Below are 18,921 nucleotides of genomic sequence, written 5' to 3'. Positions count from 1 at the left end.
GGAACGCCGCACACAATTGCGCTCGGCGGATTGGATACCCTGACGGCCGTGACCACCGACACCCCCGCCCCTGGTACCCCCGCCCACCGGCTCGCCGACCTCGTCAACGAGCACGCCGTCGTCCACGGACGCGTCATGCTCAGCAGCGGCAAGGAAGCCGACTACTACGTGGACATGCGCCGCGTGACCCTGCACCACGAGGCCGCCCCGCTGATCGGCCACCTCCTGCTGGACCGGCTCGAGGAGTCCGGCTACGGTCCTGGCGAGATCGACGCCGTCGGGGGCCTCACCCTGGGCGCGGACCCCGTGGTGTGCGCCGTCCAGCACGCCGCGGCCAGCCGCGGACTGGACCTGGACGCCTTCCTGGTGCGCAAGGAGGCCAAGGGGCACGGGATGAAGCGCCAGGTCGAAGGACCCGATGTCGCGGGCAAACGCGTGGTCGTCCTGGAGGACACCTCCACCACCGGCGGTAGCGCCCTGACGGCGGTCCAGGCCTGCCGTAACGCCGGCGCCGAGGTAGTGGCCGTGGCCTCCGTGGTGGATCGCGATACCGGAGCGCGCGAGGCGCTGGAAGGGGCAGAACTGCCCTACCTCTGGGTGCTCTCCGCTGCTGACCTGGGCCTTGCGCCCCAGTAGGCTCGAGGCAGAAAGGGGGCGCCGACCGTGCCCCGCCGGGGGAGTGACGGCTCTGCCGGAGCGAATGAGAGGGAGGTGAGCACCATGGAGATCGTCGGCATCGTGATCCTGCTGGCCGTCCTGGCGCTCGTACTGATCGTCGTGATCTGGGCGGTGGCCACGTACAACGGCTTCGTGAAGCTGCGGAACCTGGTGCAGGAGGCATGGCGCCAGATCGACGTGGAGCTGCACCGCCGGTACGACCTGATCCCCAACCTGATCGAGACAGTGAAGGGGTATGCCGCGCACGAGCGGGCCGTCTTCGACGAGGTGACCCGCGCCCGCGCCCAGGCGGCCACGCCGGGTTCCACGCCCGCCCAGCAGGCGGCGCAGGAGGACATGCTCTCGCAGGCGATCGGGCGCTTGTTCGCCGTGGCGGAGAACTACCCGCAGCTGCAGTCGGTACAGAGCTTCACCCGGCTCCAGGCCGAGCTCACCAACACCGAGGACCGGATCGCCGCCGGCCGCCGGTTCTACAACGCCAACGTGCGCGACCTGAACACCAAGGTGGAGACCTTCCCGCCGAACATCATCGCCAAGATGTTCACCTTCTCCCGCGCGGAGTACTTCGAGGTGAACGACCCGGCCGTGCGGACTGCGCCGTCAGTGTCCTTCCAGGACAAGGGCGGAAATGTAGGTGTCTACTCCCAGCAGCAGCCCACCCGTGCGCCGATGCCGACCGACTCACCGGTACAGCCGGGCACCCAGCCGCAGGGCTACCAGCCGCCGGCGCAGGGCCACGGTCAGCAGTCACCGGCCCCGCCTCAGCAGCCGGGGCAGTACCCGCCGCAAGGCTGATCGGTGCCGAACCGCTGACCGAACACACAGACGAGGGGCTGAGTCCGACCGGACTCAGCCCCTCGTCTGTGTCTGCTTACGCGTCGAGCATCCCGATCAAGTCGCCGATCCCGTCCACCACGGTGGAGGGCCGGTAGGGATAGGCCTCCACCTGGTCGGCCTTCGTGGAGCCGCTGAGCACCAGGAAGGTGCGCAACCCGGCCTCCATCCCCGCGACCACGTCGGTGTCCATCCGGTCCCCGATCATCGCGGTCTGCTCCGAATGGGCGTCGATCCGGTTCAGCGCGGTGCGGATCATCACCGGGTTCGGCTTGCCCACGAAGTACGGCTTGCGGCCCGTTGCCGCCGTGATCATCGCCGCCACGGCGCCGGTGGCAGGTAGCGGCCCTTCCGAGGACGGCCCGGTCACGTCCGGGTTGGTGGCGATGAACCGGGCGCCGTCGGCCACGAACCGGATCGCCTTGGTGATGGCCGAGAACGAGTAGGTCCGGGTCTCCCCGAGCACCACGTAGTCGGGGGAGGAGCTGGTGAGGGTGTAACCCTGCTCGTACAGGGCCGTGGTGAGCCCGGCTTCGCCGATCACGAAGGCGCTCCCGCCGGGCACCTGGTCCGCCAGGAAGGTGGCCGTGGCCAGCGCCGAGGTCCAGATCGACCCCTCTTCCACGTCGATCCCGGAGTGCCGCAAGCGGGCCGCCAGGTCGCGCGGGGTGTAGATCGAGTTGTTCGTGAGGATCTGGAAGGGGATCTCCTTCTTCCGCAGCGCCGCCACGAAGTCCGCGGCGCCGGGCAGCGGCTGCTCCTCATGCACCAGCACGCCGTCCATATCGGTGAGCCAGTTGGCGATCTCGGGCATCTCGTCTCCTCCAGGCGATCTGAGCGGGCTGGCGCCCTCCGAACAGCCTACGGCGCAGCCGCGCGCACCCTGGCGCCGCAAGAAGCGATACTGGGACCGTGGAGACTGAGGTGGGCGTCGGCCCGTGGCCGGGCGGCCCCGAGCAGTGGCCGGACGATCCCCGCTACGACCCCGAACTGCTCGCACAGGGAGACCGGCGCAACGTCGTCGACCGCTACCGGTACTGGCGGATGGACGCGATCATCGCCGACCTGGACACCTCCCGCCATCCGTTGCACATCGCGATCGAGAACTGGGGCCGCGACTTCAACATCGGGTCCGTCGTGCGCACGGCGAACGCCTTCGCCGTCGCCCAGGTGCACATCATCGGCCGACGGCGGTGGAACCGTCGTGGAGCGATGGTCACCGACCGCTACCAGCACCTGGAGCACTGGGAGGACGTCGCTTCCTTCGCGAGATGGTGCGCGGACGAGGAGCTACCGATCCTCGGGGTGGACAACGTGCCGGGCTCGGTGCCGATCGAGGGGCGCGAGCTGCCGCGAGCGGGTGTGATGCTCTTCGGCGAGGAGTCTCAGGGCCTGAGCGCCGAGGCCCGCGAGGCGGCTGAGGTGATCCTGCACATCACCCAGTTCGGCTCCACCCGGTCCATCAATGCCGGCGCTGCTGCGGCGATCGCGATGCACGCGTGGATCACCCAGCATGCGGAGATACCGGGGCCGACTTCTCGCTGATCGGTGCAACGGTCGGGGCCCCTGCCTGCTCCCCGAGGTGTCAGTGTTCGTCTCTCCGGCGCCAGCGAAGCGACGACGGGTGGCACCTCGCGGGAGCGACGACGGATGGCACCTTGCGGGTGTCACCCGGTGCAGGTGCCACGTCTGGTCGCTCTGGTGCCCTGGAGGCGACGAGGGGTGGCATCTCGCGCGGAGGTCGCCCGGCCGAGGTGCCACCGGTTGTCGCCGCGGGGCGAGGTTCCCGACGGCAAACGGCACCTACCGACGGAGGGTGGCCGTGGCGAAGGGCGGATCCCGACGGCGAGTGGCACCTACTGGTGGACGGTCGCCGCGCGTCACCCGTGCCAGAGCGCAGGGGTCAGACCGGTACCTGCTCGGGCGTCCGTTCACCGGCGGCCGCCGCGCGCTCCCGCTGGTGCGCCACGATCGCGGACCAGCCGGCCGCAGCGCAGGCCACGGCGACCATGCCGTAGACGGCCCATCGAGCGCCGTCGGGAATGGCGATGACTTCGGTCAAGGAGCGCACGTTCGTGAGTACGATCAGGGCCCCGGCGGCGGTGCCGAGCACCCGAGCGGGCACCAGCCGCACCAGCCAGGCGGCCAGCGGGGCAGCTACGACGCCGCCGGCGAGCAGTGCCAGCGCCCACTGCGGGCGGATCCCTGCTGTCCCGATCCCGATCAGGAACCCGGCGCTGGCGGCGACCGCCACGACGAACTCGCTGGTGGAGATGGAGCCCACGACCTTGCGTGGTTCCAGCTGACCGCTCGCCAGGATCGCCGTGGTCCCGACCGGCCCCCATCCGCCACCGCCGATGGCACTCACCAGGCCGGCCACGAACCCGAGCGGGGTGAGGAACCGGCGCCGCAGCGGCCTGCCGAGCGTGTCAGTCCGGATCGCCTGCATCGAGAACCGAACCAGCACATAGCCACCCAGCCCGAGGAGTAGCACAGCCATCACGGGGGCGGCCACCGCCACCGGCAGGCGGGAGAGCGCGGTCGCACCAAGGAACGCTCCGACAGCACCTGGAATCGCGAGTCGGCGCACCACTTGCCAGTCCACGTTGCCGAACTTGCGGTGCGCGACGCCCGAGGCGAGCGTGGTGCCGATCTGTGCCAGGTGCACGGTCGCTGAGGCGGACGCCGGCTGGAGGCCGATGGCGAGCAGCAGCGTGGTGGAAGTGACGCCGTGCCCCATCCCCAGGCTGCCGTCCACGAGCTGTGCGCCGAGCCCGACGAGGGCGAGCAGAACGAGCGTGGTCACAGGTGGTCTCCTCGTGGTCGGATGTCTCGACCGGACGCCACGACCATATCCGAGTGAGTTGGTCGGATTAGGGGGATATTCGGCGAGTCCACATCCTGGTCGCCCGGACGGAATCAAGCGTCGATGTGGCGACCAGGGAGCACCCAGCACAGGAATCGAACGTCGATCCGGTCATCCCGAGCCGCCAGATCGACGTGTGATTCCGGACGACAGGGGAACCCGATCGGCGCGCGACCTCAGGTCACGGGCTGCGCCAGGCGTCCTCGTCCGCGGTCAGCTCCTGCACGACGGCAGGGACGTGCCCAGCCGCGAGATCGGCGAGCGTCACCTGCTCGAGCACCGCCCGCACGTTCGCACGCAAGGCCACCCACACCTGCGGCAGCACCGCCGCGGCGCCCTGGTAGGCCATCTCGCCGGGCCGTTCATCACGGACGAACACCAGCGGTCCGTCCACGGCACGGATCACGTCCGCCAGCGTTACCTCCGCCGGTGGCCGAGCCAGCACGTGGCCGCCCCCGGCGCCCCGGCGGCTCATCACGATCCCGTCCCGCCGCAGATCGCTGAGAATCCCCTCCAGGAATCGGTGCGGCACTCCGGCCGCGCGCGCGAGCGCCTCGGCGGGCATCGGCGTGTGGCCACCGCCGGCCAACTCGGCCACAGCCCGGACGGCGTAGTCCGCCTTCGCCGAGATCCTCATCGGGGCCTCGTCTGGTGGGCGTGCTCGGTTCTCACCCCAGCAGCCTATCCACGCCGTGGCCCGCACCGTTCGCCCAGCGCCCGGCGCACGCCTCAAGGAGGAGGGCTGCCGCCGCCAGATCCTCCGCACGGGCGATGCGCCAGCGCTGAACACCTGGGTACCGTCGCTCCACCGCCACAACCACCGGAGACCCGATGACGACCCCACCGTCGAGCACCGACGCCACCACGTCCGAACCTGCGGGCACCGAACAGCCTGATGTCGAGGTCATGCCACCGGACACGGTGGACGCCGAGGCCAAGGAGCGGCCGGTCCGGATCAGCCGGCTGTGGTTCTACGCACGCTCGCACCTGCGCATCCTCCTGATCGGCGGAACGCTCACGTTCTTCGGCGGGATCGTCGGGCTCGTTCAACCGGTGATCGCGATGTCGATCATCGAGACCCTCGGTGACGGCGATCCGCTCGGCAACCTGCTCTGGATCCTCGGTGGGGCCGTGCTCGTGGGTGCCGTCCTGGAGGCCTTCGGGCCGTACCTGATGCAGCGCACCGGGCAGAACATCATCCTGACCGTGCGCCGGCGGTTGGTCAGCCAGCTCGTGCACCTGACTGTCCCCGAGGTGGATCGCCTCAAGTCCGGTGACCTCGTCTCCCGGCTCACCTCCGATACCAACCTGCTCCGCACAGTCGCCTCCACCACGGTGATCGGGGGACTGACCGCGATCTTCATGCTGCTCGGTGGGCTGGCCGTGATGGCCTGGATCGACCTGGTGCTGTTCGCGGTCACCCTCTCGATGGCCGCCGTGGTCACCCTGGTGATGCTCGTGGTGATGCCCCGGATCGGCGCTGCCACCCGGGAGTCCCAGACGGCGCTCGGTGACATGGGCGGCATCCTGGAGCGGCTGCTCGGCGCCTTCCGCACCGTGAAGGCCTCCGGTGCCGAGGGCCGCGAGATGGCCTCTCTCGACAAGGCAGCCGTGGAGGCCCGCGACAAGGGCGTCACCGTTGCCGTCTGGGAGGCGCTCGCCGGTGTGCTGGCGTTCCTCCCGGTGAACATCGCCTTCCTGGTGGTGCTCGGCCTGGGCGGTGCTCGCGTGGCCGACGGCGCGATGACGATCGGTTCGCTGATCGGATTCCTGCTGATGCTGTTCTACCTGATGGGCCCGATCGGCTCCCTGGTGCAGGCGCTCTCCCAGCTGCAGACCGGCCTGGCCGCGGTGGCCCGTGTGGAGCAGGTGGATCACCTCGATGCCGAGGATCTCTCCGACGGCGCCCCCACCAGCGCTGCCGGCAGTTCCACCGAGGCAGCTCGGGTGGAGTTCGACGGCGTGGAGTTCCGTTATGAGGCTGACCTCGCCCCGGTCCACCGAGGCGTCTCGTTCACGGCCACCGGCACCGGGCTGACCGCCCTGGTGGGCCCTTCGGGGGCTGGAAAGACCACGATCTTCTCCCTGATCGAAGGGTTCTATCCGGCCACGGCCGGCACGGTGCGCGTGGATGGACGAGACATCGGGGACTGGCCCCTGCGCGAGCTGCGCTCGATGATCGGTTACGTCGAGCAGGACGCCCCTGTGCTGCACGGGACCCTGCGCGAGAACCTCATCATGGCGGCCCCTGAGGCCACCGACGACGACGTCGCACGGGTGGTGGCACAGGCTCGCCTGACCGACCTGGTGGGCCGTCTTCCGGACGGGCTGGACTCCGCCGTCGGGGCTCGGGGCGTGACCCTCTCCGGAGGTGAGCGGCAACGGGTGGCGATTGCTCGGGCGCTGCTGCGCCGCCCCCGTCTGCTCCTGCTCGACGAGGCCACCTCCCAGCTGGATGCCGCCAACGAGGCGGCGCTGCGCCAGGTGATGCTCGAGGCCGCGGGGCGCACGAACGTGATCGTGGTGGCCCACCGCCTGTCCACGGTCACCAGCGCCGATCAGATCGTGGTGCTGGACGCCGGCCGGGTGCGCGCCATCGGCACCCATGCGGATCTGCTCCGCACCGACGACCTCTACCGCGACCTGGCCACCGAGCAGCTGCTCACTGCCGAGAGCTGAGCAGGACCGCGCGCGGGCGCCTCGCTGCCGGACTTCGTGGGAGACTGGGCGCCGACAACACACAAGCCATTAGGAGAGAACGCCATGGGTATTGCTACCCCTGAGGTTTACCAGGAGATGATCAACCGGGCGAAGGAACGCAAGTTCGCCTACCCGGCCGTGAACGTCACCTCCTCCCAGACCCTGACCGCCGCGCTGCGGGGCTTCGCCGAGGCCGAGAGCGACGGCATCATCCAGGTCTCGGTCGGCGGTTCGGAGTACGCCTCCGGCGCCACCATCAAGGACCGCGTCGCCGGCTCGCTGGGCCTGGCTGCCTACGCGGCTGAGGTGGCCAAGAACTACCCGGTCACGATCGCGCTGCACACCGACCACTGCGCCAAGGAGAACTTGGACAGCTGGGTCCGCCCGCTGCTTGCGCACGAGGCCGAGCAGGTGAAGAACGGCGGCCTGCCCTCCTTTCAGTCGCACATGTGGGACGGCTCGGCTGTCCCGCTGGACGAGAACCTCCAGATCGCCGAGGAGCTGCTCGAGCTCTCCCAGGCCGCTCGGACCATCCTCGAGATCGAGGTCGGCGTGGTCGGTGGCGAAGAGGACGGCGTCTCCCACGAGATCAACGACAAGCTCTACACCACCGTGGATGACGGTCTTGCGACCGTGCGTGCCCTGGGCACCGGTGAGAAGGGCCGCTACCTGACCGCCCTCACCTTCGGCAACGTGCACGGCGTGTACAAGCCGGGTGCGGTCAAGCTCCGCCCGGAGATCCTCGGCGAGATCCAGCAGGCCGTCGGCGCCGAGGTGGGCAAGGAGAACCCGTTCGACCTCGTGTTCCACGGTGGCTCGGGCTCCACGGCCGAAGAGGTCGCCCTCGCGGTGGACAACGGTGTGATCAAGATGAACATCGACACCGACACCCAGTACGCCTTCACCCGCCCCGTGGTGGACCACATCTTCCGCAACTACGACGGCGTGCTCAAGATCGACGGCGAGGTGGGCAACAAGAAGGCCTACGACCCGCGCGCCTGGGGCAAACTGGCCGAGGCGGGGATGGCCCAGCGCATCCTCGAGGCCTCGCAGTGGCTGCGCTCGGCAGGTCAGAAGCTGGCCTGACCGGCAGCAACGACTATTGCGCAGTGCCGAACGCAACTCTGTGCGGCGTTTCCTCGTGATTCGCCGCACAGAGTTGCGTTCGGCGCCTTGCGAGTGCGGGTGCCGGGTGCGGGTGGTGAGGCCTCAGCCCGCCAGGTGTGCGAACCGTTCCTCGAGCTCGCTCCACGGACCGACCGCTGCCACCGCACCGTCCTCAAGTACCACCACTCGGTCAGCCAGGGCCAACGCAGCCCGCTTCGACGTGGCGCCGATCACCGTGGTGCGCCGCTCCCGCAGCGCCGCCCACAGCTCCAGCTCCGTGGTCGCGTCCAGCGCGCTGGAGACGTCGTCCGCGAGCAGCAGATCGGTATCGGTGGCCAGGGCGCGAGCCAGCGCCAGACGCTGCACCTGACCGCCGGAGAGCCGCACCCCACGATGCCCGACCAACGCCTCCACGCCACCGGCGGAGGCCACATCCTCGGCCAGTCGGGCGTCTTCGACCGGTCGCACGGTGTCGCGATCGTGGTCGAGCCGGATGTTGTCGGCGAACGTTCCGGAGAGCACCCGCGGCACCTGGGCCACGTGTGCCACCTGACCCGGGCGCAGGAACATCTCGGCATCGGCCACGGCACGCCCGTTCCAGCGGATCTCCCCGCGGTGGGACGTCAGCCCCGCCAGCGAGGCGAGCAGGCTGGACTTGCCCGACCCCACCTGGCCCACCAGCAGCACCAGCTCGCCAGCCTCCACCTGCAAGTTCACATCCAGCACACCGATGGTGCCGTCGTCGTGCACGGCGGTGACGCCGGCCAGCTCCAGGTGCTCGAGGCGTTCCCTGCTCGGTGGCGCGGCCGGTGGTGCCGCACCGGTGAGCAGGTCGATCTCGTCCGGCAGGTGCATCAGGTCCACACCGCCGGCGAAGGCGCTGGTGGCCTGCTGCCACGAACGCGTGCCCGGTGCCTCGGTCACCACGGAGCCGGCGACCCGGCCGAACCAGTCGAACCCGTTCACGGCGTTCGCCACCAGCAGCGCCGTCGCCAGCCCCCACCAGTCCCAGAGCACGGCCGCCCACGCGGTCACCACTCCGGCCTGCACCATCACGATCGGCACCCCGTCGAGCACCGCCTGCACGCGGTGCTCACGCACGGCAGCGCGCACTCGTCCGGAGTCCACCCGCTGCAGGTGCGCGTGCACGTCGGGCGTGGCCCCGGCGAGCTTGACCGTGCGGGCGGACTCCAGCGCGGAGACCAGCGACCGTCCGAATCCGGCCCGCGCCAGTGACGCCGCCGCAGCAGACCTGCCTGCGATCGGCCGACCCACGGTGGAGGCGAGTGCCGAAGCGACCATCACCGCGAGCAGCACACCGCCGGCTAGCCAGCTGCCGGCGAAGGCTGCGGTGGCTGCGGCGATCACTAGGCCATTGATGAAGTCCACCCACCGGTCGGCGTAGCGGGCGTAGCGGTCGGCATCCATGCTGCGCGCCACCACCTCGCCGGGAGGTGTGCGGGGCAGACGGCGCTGCCGGGTCTGCCCGCGCAGCACCGACATCCTGGTGCGCAGCAGCACCTCGACCCACCAGCGTGGGTAGCGCCAGATGGCGTCCGCGAGCAGCAGCGGAGCGGCGATCAGGCACAGCACCAGGGCGCCGATCAGGATCGCGACGTCCGTGTGCTCGCGCACGGCCACCACCAGATGACCCCACACGAACCCGGTCAGCGCACCGTGGGCGCCGACCAGCGCGGTGAGCAGGAAGCCGACCGCGCCACCCACGCCCCAGGCCGGCCGCACCAGCAACGCGCTCGTGATTCCGCGGGTCAGGCTCGGTCCGGTGCCCACGTCGGCCCGGTCCGGGGGTGGCCCGGTCCGACGGCGGTGGCCCAGCTGGTGTGGTTCCCCGGCACTCCCGCCAGTTGCCGGGGCGGGCGATCCGTCCTCCGCGGCCATGGCATCGTCGGATGCGGTCACCGCGACCGGTGCCTCGGTCAGCGGCGCTGGAGCGGCCGAGCTGCTCGCCTCGAGCAGGCGTCGGAACGGGCCTTCGGCGCGGGCGAGCTCGGCGCGAGGCCCCTGCTGGATCACCCGTCCCTGCTCCAGCACAGCCACCGTGGCGGCCCGCTCCGTGGTGCTCAACCGGTGCGCGATCAGGATGCCGGTACGACCCCGGAGCAACCGATCGGCGGCCGCCACCACCCGTCGTTCGGTGAGCGGATCCATCCGCGCCGTGGCCTCGTCGAGGATCACCACCCGCACGTCCCGCACCAGCAGACGCGCGAACGCCACCAGCTGCTCCTCACCGGCCGAGAGGGTGGTGCCACCCGCGCCGAGCTCGGTGTCCAGCCCGTCCGGCAGCCCCTGCACCCAGGCGGTCAGGCCGAGCTCGGCCACGGCCGCCTCGATCTGGGCGCGGGGCCGGTCGGCGAACAGCGTGATGTTCTCCGCGAGCGTCCCGGCCAGGATGTCGGTGCGCTGGCTGACCACCCCGACGGCGGACCGCAGCTGCTCCAGGTCGAGCTCGCCCACGTCCACCCCGCCCAGGAAGACCGAGCCCGGCTCGGGCTCGACGGCGCGGGAGAGCAACGCCGCGAGGGTCGATTTCCCCGATCCGGTGCGCCCGACCAGGGCGATCGTGGTGCCGGCAGGCACCTCGAGGTTCACCCCGTTCAGGGCGAACGTGCCCTCGTCGTAGGCGAAGTGCAGGTCGCGCAGCTCCACGGCGAGGTCGCCCTCGGGAAGGTCGCGGCCGCCGTCGGGCTCGGGCGGGGAAGCGAACATCTGGCGAAGCCGCACCACCGCCCCCACGCCTGCCTGCAGGTCCGGCAGCTGCTCCGCCAGGTGCGAGATCTGTCCCACGAACATGGTGGTCACCAGGAACAGCGTGACCAGGCGGCCCACCGTGAGCCCGTCGGCGAGCACGAGTGCCACCCCGGTCACCGCCACGCCCACCAGCAGGCCATGCAGCAGCAGCCCGGAGCGCCGGATTAGCCGGGACTCCAGGCGGATCACCCGGGCGAACTTGGCGTGTACCTCGGCGGAGAGCTGCGCCACCCGGCGCACCACGTAGGCCTGCCCAAGACTGGTGCGCAGGTCGTCCCGCCCGGCGATCCCCTCCTCGAGCGCAGCCGCATGATCGGTCCAGGCCATCTCCTCGATGACCTTCCGGGAGGCGATCGGAGCGAGCAGCGGACGCACCACCAGCGCCGTCACCGCGGCCACCGCCGGGAACAGCAGGAACGCCGGCCACCAGGTGAACCCGGCGAGCATCCACATCGGCAGCACCGCGAACACGGTGCGCATCAACTGCCACACCTGCAGGCGCACCAGGGTGCCCACATCGTGAGTGTCGTCGTCGACGCGGTCGAGGATCTCGCCCACCGCCTGCTCGGAGAGCGTGGCCAACGGCTGGCGCAGGGCAGCGGTGAGCAGGTCGCCCCGCAGCCGCCCCTCCGCGCGGTCCACGACGGCGCTCCAGATGTACCGGCCGACGGTGTCCAGCAGGGCCGCACCCACCACGCACAGCGCCAACACGCCCACCAATCGAGTGGTGGGGTCCTCAGCGAGCAGCCCGGCGACGTGGGTCCCGAGGGTCTGCCCCAGGGCGGCGCCGGCGCTGCCGACCAGCGCGATCACCGCGGCCGGCCGACGCAGGCGCCGCCAGTCGATCCGCCGCGCGGGGTCGGCGGGGCGCGGTGCAGTCTCGGTGGGCATCGGGGGCGCAGGGGTCGGGGTCGCGGTCGAAGTCATGGCGGACCCACTGTAGGGAGCAGCACCGACGCTGGTCGCGGTATTTTCTGCCGAGCCCCGACCTGCTGACCCCTCATCGGCAGAGGCGACTCACCGCCGTCGGTGTGTCGCCCTGCCGAGGTTCAGACGGATGTGCAGGAGCAGCTAGGCGCCTTGGTCGGCGGGCTCTTCCTCCACGATGTCCACCAGGTCCCCGATCCGGGTCACCTCGAGCAGGAACCTGACGACGTCCGGCGGCCTGATCAGGGTGAGCCGCCCGGGGGTACGACTCGCCAAGCGGGCGAGCAACGCGATCCCGGAGGAGTCCATGAACTGCACGTGGCGCACGTCCACGCGCACCGGGAGCCCAGCGGCCTCGGCCTCGGCGACCGCCTCGGTGAGTTCTTCGCTCAGTGCCACGTCCACCTCGCCGGAAAGCACCAAACGGGTGTAGGCGGACTCGAGCAGGGTCTGCACCGTACCGGTCTCCGCGCGACCGCCACCGGCAGAGCGCGACGGCTGACCGCTGCTGTTAGCGTCTGGCACAGGGCCTCCTTGCGGGCGTCTCGGGCCGCGCGCGTCCGCGTGGTCCACAGTAGGTCACACCGTAGACGATGAGGAGCGGTGCGTTGAACCACCCAGAGGAGGGCGATTCCCCCGTGGACCCCCGCGAGCTGGCGGCTCACGTGATGCTCGAGGGACAGGCCGCCGTGGCCGTGGTGGACCTGGGCCCGGAGACGACCGTGCTGCAGTGGGTCAACCGTGCGTTCCAACGCGTCACCGGCTACACCCTGCCCGAGGCACGCGGGCGTGACCTGATCGCACCCGGCCTGGGGTCGGTGGTCCACGCACGCCTGCAGGAGCACGTCGATGATGACGCCCCGTTCACCCTCACCCTGCCGGTGGTACGCGCCGACGGGCTCCAGATCGGGATCGTCGCCGAGTTCACCCCGCACCCGATTCCTGGCGGCACCCGGTTCGTTGCGGTCCAGATCAGTGCCGACGCCGCCACCGACACGGTTCAACCCGGGCTGGACCACCGGTCCCGGATCGCCCTGGAGACGATGGCGCAGATCTCTGAGGTCCTCTCCGAGGAGAACGAGTCCGAGGCGGTGGCTGCCGTGGCCCGCGTGATGGCCAAACACCTGTTCGCGTGGTGCGGCTTCTTCGCCGAGGACGGCGTGCTGCATCCGATCTCCGGACTGGATGGACTGGGTCCAGGCCGTCGCGCCCGACCGCGTCGCGGCGTCACTGCCTCGGACGAGACCGACCCGGTGGGCCGGCTGCTCAGCGAGCACAGCATGCGCCGACTCCGGTTGGATACCGAGGCCACGTACGTCCCGGGCAGCTGGAGCGCCCAGGTGGTCGAGCTCGCCCGTGCGGCCCTCGAGGACCGGCCCGAGGCCAAGCGCGAGGTGGTGCTCGCTCCATTGCTGGGGAGGGGGCGCGTGCTGGGGCTTGTCGCGGTGGCCGAGTCCGGGGTGCGGCCGGTGTACCCGGAGTCCGGGACTGTGCTGGAGATGGTGGCCCGGCGGGTCGGCCTGGCGATGGATCACACCCTGCTCTACGAGGCCGAGCATGTGCTCGCCGAGACGCTGCAGCGGGCCATGCTGCCCGAGCTGGACCACATCGACACCCTGGACGTGTGGACCTACTACTCACCGAACGCCGAGCACTCCCAGGTGGGTGGGGACTGGTACGACGTGGTGCGCACCGGAGACGGTGCGGTGGCCGCCGTGGTGGGGGACGTCGTCGGGCATGACGTCGAGGCCGCCTCGGCGATGGGGCAGTTGCGTTCGGTGCTGCGCGCACTGGCCACGGAGATCGCCGACCCCGGCACAGTGCTGACCCGGGTGGACTCGATCGTGGAGGCGATGCGGATCCGGCGCGCGGCGTCGATGATCTACACCGCGCTCACACCGCGTGAGGAAGGGCGCTGGCTGCTGGAGTACTCCCGCGCCGGCCACCTTCCGGGCATGGTGTGCACCGGTGGCGAGGTGCACGACCTGGACGGCGCGGCCGGCACCCTGATCGGTTTCGGCAACGGCCCCCGTGACACGGCCGAGTGCGAGGTGGAGCCGGGTGATGTGCTGCTGCTCTACACCGACGGTCTGATCGAGCGCCGCAGGCGCAACGTGCAGGACGGCGTGGACCGGCTCCGGGAGGTGTTCGCCGAGATCGGAGGTGCCCCGGACGCGGCAGGTGTGGGCGAGCAACTGTTGCGTGCCTTCGACGATCCGCCCGAGGACGACATCGCCGTGGTGGTGATCCGGGTGCCCACCGGGTTCGGTGAGGCGTTGCGCCGCGGCCGGTCGAGGCGGTGGCGGATGCCATCGTCGGTGGAGTCGGTGGGGCACGCGCGCCGGCGGGCTGCTCAGACGTGCCGGGACTGGGGTCGTGCGGATACGGGTGCGATCGAGCTGGTGGTCTCCGAACTGGTGGCGAACGCCGTGGTGCACGGGTGGGGTTCCCTGGAGGTGCGGGTGCACGAGACGGCGGACGGCGTACGGATCGAGGTGGAGGACGGCAATCCGATGCCTCCCACGCACCTGGATGTGCACCCGGCTCGCGTGGGCGGGTACGGGATGCACATCGTGGAGCGGCTCGCCGACTGGGGCTGGCGCCCCTCCGGCCCGGGCAAGGTGGTCTGGGCACGTCTGCGTGGCGATGCCACGCTCACAATCTCCGGCCCGACGGCGGAGCGTGGCTGACCGCTCACGTCACCCGGGCGTGTGGTGAGGTCAGGCGGTGGCGTGCGTGGCGTCGGCGCACTGGTGGCGGTGGTTGATCGTGAACAGGTCGATCGCGCCGCACACCTCCAGCACGAACAGGTCGCGTGCACTGGCGCCGAGCAGGTGGACGCGACCGTCCCGGTGGCGAGACTGATCGGCCAGGGTGATCAGCCATGCGGCACCGGTGGAGTCCATGAAGTTCATCCGGCACAGGTCCACGGTGATCATGGGGCGCTCGAGCAGGGCGAGGCGACGTTGGACGGCGTCGGCGGCAGCACCGGTGGCGAGGTCGAGATCGTCGGTCACCGTGATCTGGGCGCCCGTGCCTGATGTCGACACCTCGATCATCGCTGGCCTCCTGAACACGTGTGTGACGAGGTTACTGGTGCGTTCGGCCCTCCGCACGGTGAGACCCGGTGCGCTGCACTATCGGCGCAGGTGACAGACTGGTCTCATGCAGCGCAACCTCCTCGGCCCTGAGCCGACCCATCTGCCAGAGGACCACCCTGACATGGCCGCCCGTGCAGCGCTTGCCGACGGTGCAGCGCTGCGGGAGGTGGCCGGTCGCATTCCGGCCGCGAGCTATGCCTGGGGGATGCTCGCCCGCGAGAGCCTCGATGCCGGCGACCCGGTGGCCGCCTACGCGTTCGCCCGCACCGGCTACCACCGTGGCCTGGACGCACTTCGCCGGGCCGGATGGCGTGGCGCCGGCCCGGTCCCGGCCGATCATGTGCCCAACCAGGGCTTCCTGATCGCCCTGATCGCACTGGCGGACGCCGCCGAGGCGATCGGTGAGACCGACGAGGCGGAGCGGTGCCGCACCTTCGCCGACGAGTCCGACCCGGCGGCCCGGAGCCTGTGACGACCGCTCGCGAGAGCGAGGTCGAGTTTTCCATGGCGGGTGTCTCGGCCCAGTAGGCTGCTACGGGACCCGGCGCGGGTCCCTTCGACGGAAGGACAATCAATGCCAGCGGTGGTGGTCCTCGGTGCCCAGTGGGGCGACGAAGGCAAGGGGAAAGCGACCGACCAGCTCGGCTCCCGGGTCGACTACGTGGTGAAGTTCAACGGCGGCAACAACGCCGGGCACACGGTGGTCGTCGGGGACGAGAAGTACGCCCTGCACCTGTTGCCCTCGGGCATCCTCTCCGCCGGGTGCACCCCAGTGATCGGGAACGGCGTCGTCGTCGACCTCGAGGTGCTGTTCGAGGAGCTGGACGGCCTCACCGCCCGCGGCGTGGACGTCTCCAAGCTGTTGATCTCCTCCAGCGCCCACGTGATCCCCAGCTACAACCGCACCTTGGACAAGGTGACCGAACGCTTCCTCGGCAAGCGGCAGATCGGCACCACCGGGCGGGGGATCGGACCCACCTATGCGGACAAGATGAGCCGCGTGGGCATCCGGATCTCGGACCTCTTCGACGAGGGAATCCTGCGCGAGAAGGTCGAGGGCGCGCTGGAGCAGAAGAACCAGATCCTGGTGAAGATCTACAACCGCCGGGCTGCGGACATCGACGCCGTCACCGAGGAGCTGCTCTCCTACGCCGACCGGGTACGCCCCATGGTCGCCGACACCTCGCTGGTGCTGAACGAAGCCCTGGACGCCGGCAAGAACGTCGTCTACGAGGCCGGGCAGGCCACCATGCTGGACGTCGATCACGGCACCTACCCGTTCGTCACCTCATCCTCGGCCACCGCCGGCGGTGCCGCCACCGGGTCGGGCATCGGACCCACCCGGATCGACCGCGTGGTCGGCGTGATCAAGGCCTACACCACGCGTGTGGGCGAGGGGCCGTTCCCCACCGAGCTGCTCGACGACGACGGTGAGGCGCTGCGCAAGAACGGCGGCGAGTTCGGTGTGACGACCGGGCGGCCGCGTCGGTGCGGCTGGTACGACGCCGTGATCGCGCGCTACTCGAGCCGGATCAACGGACTCACCGACCTGGTCCTGACCAAGCTTGATGTCCTCACCGGGTGGGAGAAGGTGCCGGTCTGCGTGGCCTACGACGTGGACGGTGTGCGCCACGACGAGATGCCGGTGGACCAGACCGCGTTCCACCACGCGACGCCGATCTACGAGGAGCTCGACGGCTGGTGGGAGGACATCTCCCAGTGCCGCACCTTCGATGACCTGCCGGTGAACGCGCAACGCTACGTGCTCGCCCTCGAGGAGATGTCCGGCACCCGGATCTCTTCCATCGGAGTGGGACCGGATCGGGCCGCGACGATCGTGCGGCACGACCTGCTCGACTGACTTTTCCGCGGCAGCTTTCGCTCTCCGACAACGCCCGGGTCAAGCGTTCACCTGGAAATTCTCACGAAATTCGCTACGGTGAAGTGTTTGTCAGGAGTGGTTCCGTCCATCCCTGCGCGCATACGAAACCGAGGAGAGGGAGACGATGACAGCCGAGGTCAAGGAGAAGGGATCGCCACCACCGGAGGTGCCAGAGCGATCGGGCCCGTGGTACACCTCGGTTCGACCGGGCGTCTTCTGGCCGTCGATGGTCGTCATCGCGGCCTTCGTCATTGCCGCGATCGCGGGCGGAGAGGCCTTCGGGGATGCGATCGGCGTCGTCAGTGGTGGGATCGTCACCGCCTTCGGGTGGTACTACATCGTGCTGGTGACGGCCTTCGTGGGCTTCGCGATCTGGGTCGGCGTGAGTCATTACGGCGATATCGTCCTCGGGGACGAGGACGAACCAGCCGAGTTCAAGATGGGTCCCTGGCTGGCGATGCTGTTCGCTGCCGGGATGGGCATCGGCCTGATGTTCTGGGGTGTGGCGGAGCCGCTGCACCACTTCGCCGGAATCCCGAACCGGTCCACCGGTATCGCGGAGATGAATGCAGCCGGCGCTGAGGAATCCTTGGTGACCACGTTCCTCCACTGGGGCCTGCACCCCTGGGCGATCTACGTCGTCGTGGGCCTGGCCATCGCCTACGCCGTGCACGTGCGCAAGCGCCCGGTCTCCATCCGCTGGTCCCTCGAATCGCTGCTCGGCAAGCGCACCGACGGGTGGATCGGGAACGTCATCGACGTCATCGCTGTGGTCGGGACCGTCTTCGGCGTGGCAACCTCGCTGGGGCTGGGAGTCTCGCAGGTGGCCTCTGGTCTGAGCTTCCTGGAGATCATCGGTGAGCCGACCAACCTGCTCATGGTGGTCCTGATCGGGCTGATCACGCTGGCGGCGCTGGTCTCGGTGGTCACCGGGGTGAAGAAGGGCATCAAGTACCTCTCCAACGGGAACATGATCCTGGCCATCGGCCTGATGATCTTCGTACTCATCGCCGGTCCGACCATGTTCCTGCTCCGCGAGTACATCGAGGCCACCGGCCTGTACTTCCAGGAGTTCCTCAACAACGCCTTCCGCACCACCGCATTCGCCGGTGAGGACGGCACGGCGTGGCAGGGATGGTGGACCGCGTTCTACTGGGGCTGGTGGGTCTCCTGGGCGCCCTTCGTCGGCGTCTTCATCGCCCGCATCTCACGCGGACGTACCGTGCGTGAGTTCGTGGTCGGTGTGCTGGTGCTCCCGACGGCCTTCTCCTTCCTGTGGTTCACCGTCTTCGGCGGCACGGCCCTGTACCGCCAGCTCTTCGGTGAGGGCGGTCTGGTGACCGAGGGGGGCCCAGACGACAGCGTCGGCCCTGAAGGCCTGACCGTTGATGGCACGGGTTCGCTGTTCACTCTCCTCGACGGCCTCGTCGGAGAACCTGGGAGCGGGGTCGGCAAGGTGCTCGTCGGCCTTGCCGTGCTGCTGGTGATCGTCTTCTTCGTCACCTCCTCCGACTCCGGGTCGCTGGTGGTCGACATGCTCGCCTCCGGCGGTGACCCCGACCCGCCGAAGTGGAGCCGCATCCTCTGGGCGACGCTGGAAGGTGCGGTCGCTGCTGCCCTGCTGCTCGCGGGGGGCAGTGCCGTCCTGGGGGCGCTGCAAAGCGTGGCGATCTCCATCGCCCTGCCGTTCAGCATCATCATGATCTTCATGTGCGTGGCGCTGATCAAGCAGTTCCGGGTGCACCGGGCACGCATGCTGCGTGCGCAGCGGCGGATGGCACGGGATGAGTTGACCGACCACGTCTCGACCTCGTTCATCGAGGACGGTCTGCTCGACCCGCCGGCCTCGGTACGGAGGAAGCTGTTCGCCGGCAAGAAGAAGGCCAAGGACGGCGACACGGCCAAGTCCTGACCGAATTCGCCACCGCGAACTGAAGGCACCCGCGGCCGGGTGCGTCCCCTGGGAGGGGCGCCCCGGCCCGGGTGCCTTCGTCGTTGCCGGACGAAGTCCGACCAGGGCCCACCTTCAAGAAGTCACACGTCAATATGGCTGCTCG

Annotated in this window: 15 protein-coding genes; 9 read left to right on the top strand and 6 right to left on the bottom strand. The window is 69.8% G+C overall.

The annotated features are described in order from the left end of the window. Positions 1 to 48: 48 nt before the first annotated feature. Together pyrE and BLU77_RS11120 are read left to right on the top strand one after the other, a co-directional pair. Positions 49 to 636 carry an orotate phosphoribosyltransferase gene (gene pyrE, locus BLU77_RS11125; RefSeq protein ID WP_089773239.1) on the top strand — a complete coding sequence of 196 codons (588 nt, stop codon included), beginning with the start codon at positions 49 to 51 and terminating at the stop codon, positions 634 to 636. Between the two features lie 84 nt (positions 637 to 720). Beyond that, complete coding sequence (locus tag BLU77_RS11120; protein WP_089775657.1) at positions 721 to 1,473, top strand: LemA family protein; 753 nt, start codon at positions 721 to 723, stop codon at positions 1,471 to 1,473. Between the two features lie 76 nt (positions 1,474 to 1,549). On the opposite strand, the gene BLU77_RS11115 is transcribed toward BLU77_RS11120, so the two are convergent. Further along, entirely contained in the window at positions 1,550 to 2,326 is a 777-nt protein-coding gene (locus BLU77_RS11115) for an HAD-IIA family hydrolase (protein ID WP_089773238.1), read from the bottom strand. 98 nt (positions 2,327 to 2,424) lie between these two features. Between BLU77_RS11115 and BLU77_RS11110 the strand changes: the two genes are divergently transcribed. Then, positions 2,425 to 3,057, top strand: a complete 633-nt coding sequence (locus BLU77_RS11110; RefSeq protein ID WP_089773237.1) for a TrmH family RNA methyltransferase — start codon at positions 2,425 to 2,427, stop codon at positions 3,055 to 3,057. A gap of 358 nt (positions 3,058 to 3,415) precedes the next feature. On the opposite strand, the gene BLU77_RS11105 is transcribed toward BLU77_RS11110, so the two are convergent. Both BLU77_RS11105 and BLU77_RS11100 read right to left on the bottom strand, forming a co-directional pair. Beyond that, positions 3,416 to 4,318: a sulfite exporter TauE/SafE family protein gene (locus tag BLU77_RS11105; RefSeq protein WP_089773236.1), complete on the bottom strand. Its 903-nt coding sequence runs from the start codon at positions 4,316 to 4,318 to the stop codon at positions 3,416 to 3,418. Positions 4,319 to 4,559: 241 nt separating this feature from the next. Beyond that, positions 4,560 to 5,015, bottom strand: coding sequence for an RrF2 family transcriptional regulator (locus BLU77_RS11100; RefSeq protein ID WP_089773235.1), 456 nt, complete (start codon positions 5,013 to 5,015; stop codon positions 4,560 to 4,562). Between the two features lie 194 nt (positions 5,016 to 5,209). Between BLU77_RS11100 and BLU77_RS11095 the strand changes: the two genes are divergently transcribed. After that, positions 5,210 to 7,057 (top strand): ABC transporter ATP-binding protein, encoded by a 1,848-nt coding sequence (locus tag BLU77_RS11095; RefSeq protein WP_217632425.1) that lies wholly within the window; start codon positions 5,210 to 5,212, stop codon positions 7,055 to 7,057. A gap of 84 nt (positions 7,058 to 7,141) precedes the next feature. After that, complete coding sequence (gene fbaA / locus BLU77_RS11090; protein WP_089773234.1) at positions 7,142 to 8,164, top strand: class II fructose-bisphosphate aldolase; 1,023 nt, start codon at positions 7,142 to 7,144, stop codon at positions 8,162 to 8,164. 123 nt (positions 8,165 to 8,287) lie between these two features. Here the strand turns inward: fbaA and BLU77_RS11085 are convergent, their stop codons facing one another. Next, complete coding sequence (locus tag BLU77_RS11085) at positions 8,288 to 11,881, bottom strand: ATP-binding cassette domain-containing protein (RefSeq protein ID WP_089773233.1); 3,594 nt, start codon at positions 11,879 to 11,881, stop codon at positions 8,288 to 8,290. A 144-nt stretch (positions 11,882 to 12,025) separates the two neighbouring features. Continuing rightward, a complete protein-coding gene (locus BLU77_RS11080) occupies positions 12,026 to 12,406 on the bottom strand; it encodes an STAS domain-containing protein (protein ID WP_342741465.1) in 381 nt (126 codons plus the stop codon). 83 nt (positions 12,407 to 12,489) lie between these two features. Between BLU77_RS11080 and BLU77_RS11075 the strand changes: the two genes are divergently transcribed. Further along, positions 12,490 to 14,571: a SpoIIE family protein phosphatase gene (locus tag BLU77_RS11075; protein WP_175477056.1), complete on the top strand. Its 2,082-nt coding sequence runs from the start codon at positions 12,490 to 12,492 to the stop codon at positions 14,569 to 14,571. A 30-nt stretch (positions 14,572 to 14,601) separates the two neighbouring features. Here the strand turns inward: BLU77_RS11075 and BLU77_RS11070 are convergent, their stop codons facing one another. Next, positions 14,602 to 14,940, bottom strand: coding sequence for an STAS domain-containing protein (locus BLU77_RS11070; protein WP_089773231.1), 339 nt, complete (start codon positions 14,938 to 14,940; stop codon positions 14,602 to 14,604). Between the two features lie 106 nt (positions 14,941 to 15,046). Between BLU77_RS11070 and BLU77_RS11065 the strand changes: the two genes are divergently transcribed. The 3 genes from BLU77_RS11065 (at position 15,047) to BLU77_RS11055 (ending at position 18,776) form a co-directional block, all read left to right on the top strand. Continuing rightward, the gene (locus tag BLU77_RS11065) at positions 15,047 to 15,454 is read left to right on the top strand and encodes a DUF3151 domain-containing protein (protein WP_089773230.1); all 408 of its coding nucleotides are present in this window, start codon (positions 15,047 to 15,049) and stop codon (positions 15,452 to 15,454) included. A 102-nt stretch (positions 15,455 to 15,556) separates the two neighbouring features. Beyond that, on the top strand, positions 15,557 to 16,843 hold the full coding sequence (locus tag BLU77_RS11060) for an adenylosuccinate synthase (protein WP_089773229.1): 1,287 nt from the start codon (positions 15,557 to 15,559) through the stop codon (positions 16,841 to 16,843). Between the two features lie 145 nt (positions 16,844 to 16,988). Further along, positions 16,989 to 18,776, top strand: coding sequence for a BCCT family transporter (locus tag BLU77_RS11055; RefSeq protein WP_089773228.1), 1,788 nt, complete (start codon positions 16,989 to 16,991; stop codon positions 18,774 to 18,776). Positions 18,777 to 18,921 lie beyond the last annotated feature (145 nt).

Origin of the sequence: Ruania alba, assembly GCF_900105765.1 — a bacterium.
Lineage (GTDB): Bacteria > Actinomycetota > Actinomycetes > Actinomycetales > Beutenbergiaceae > Ruania > Ruania alba.
Note: the sequence above shows the minus strand (reverse complement) of the source record. Positions and strands in the feature narration are given on the sequence as shown.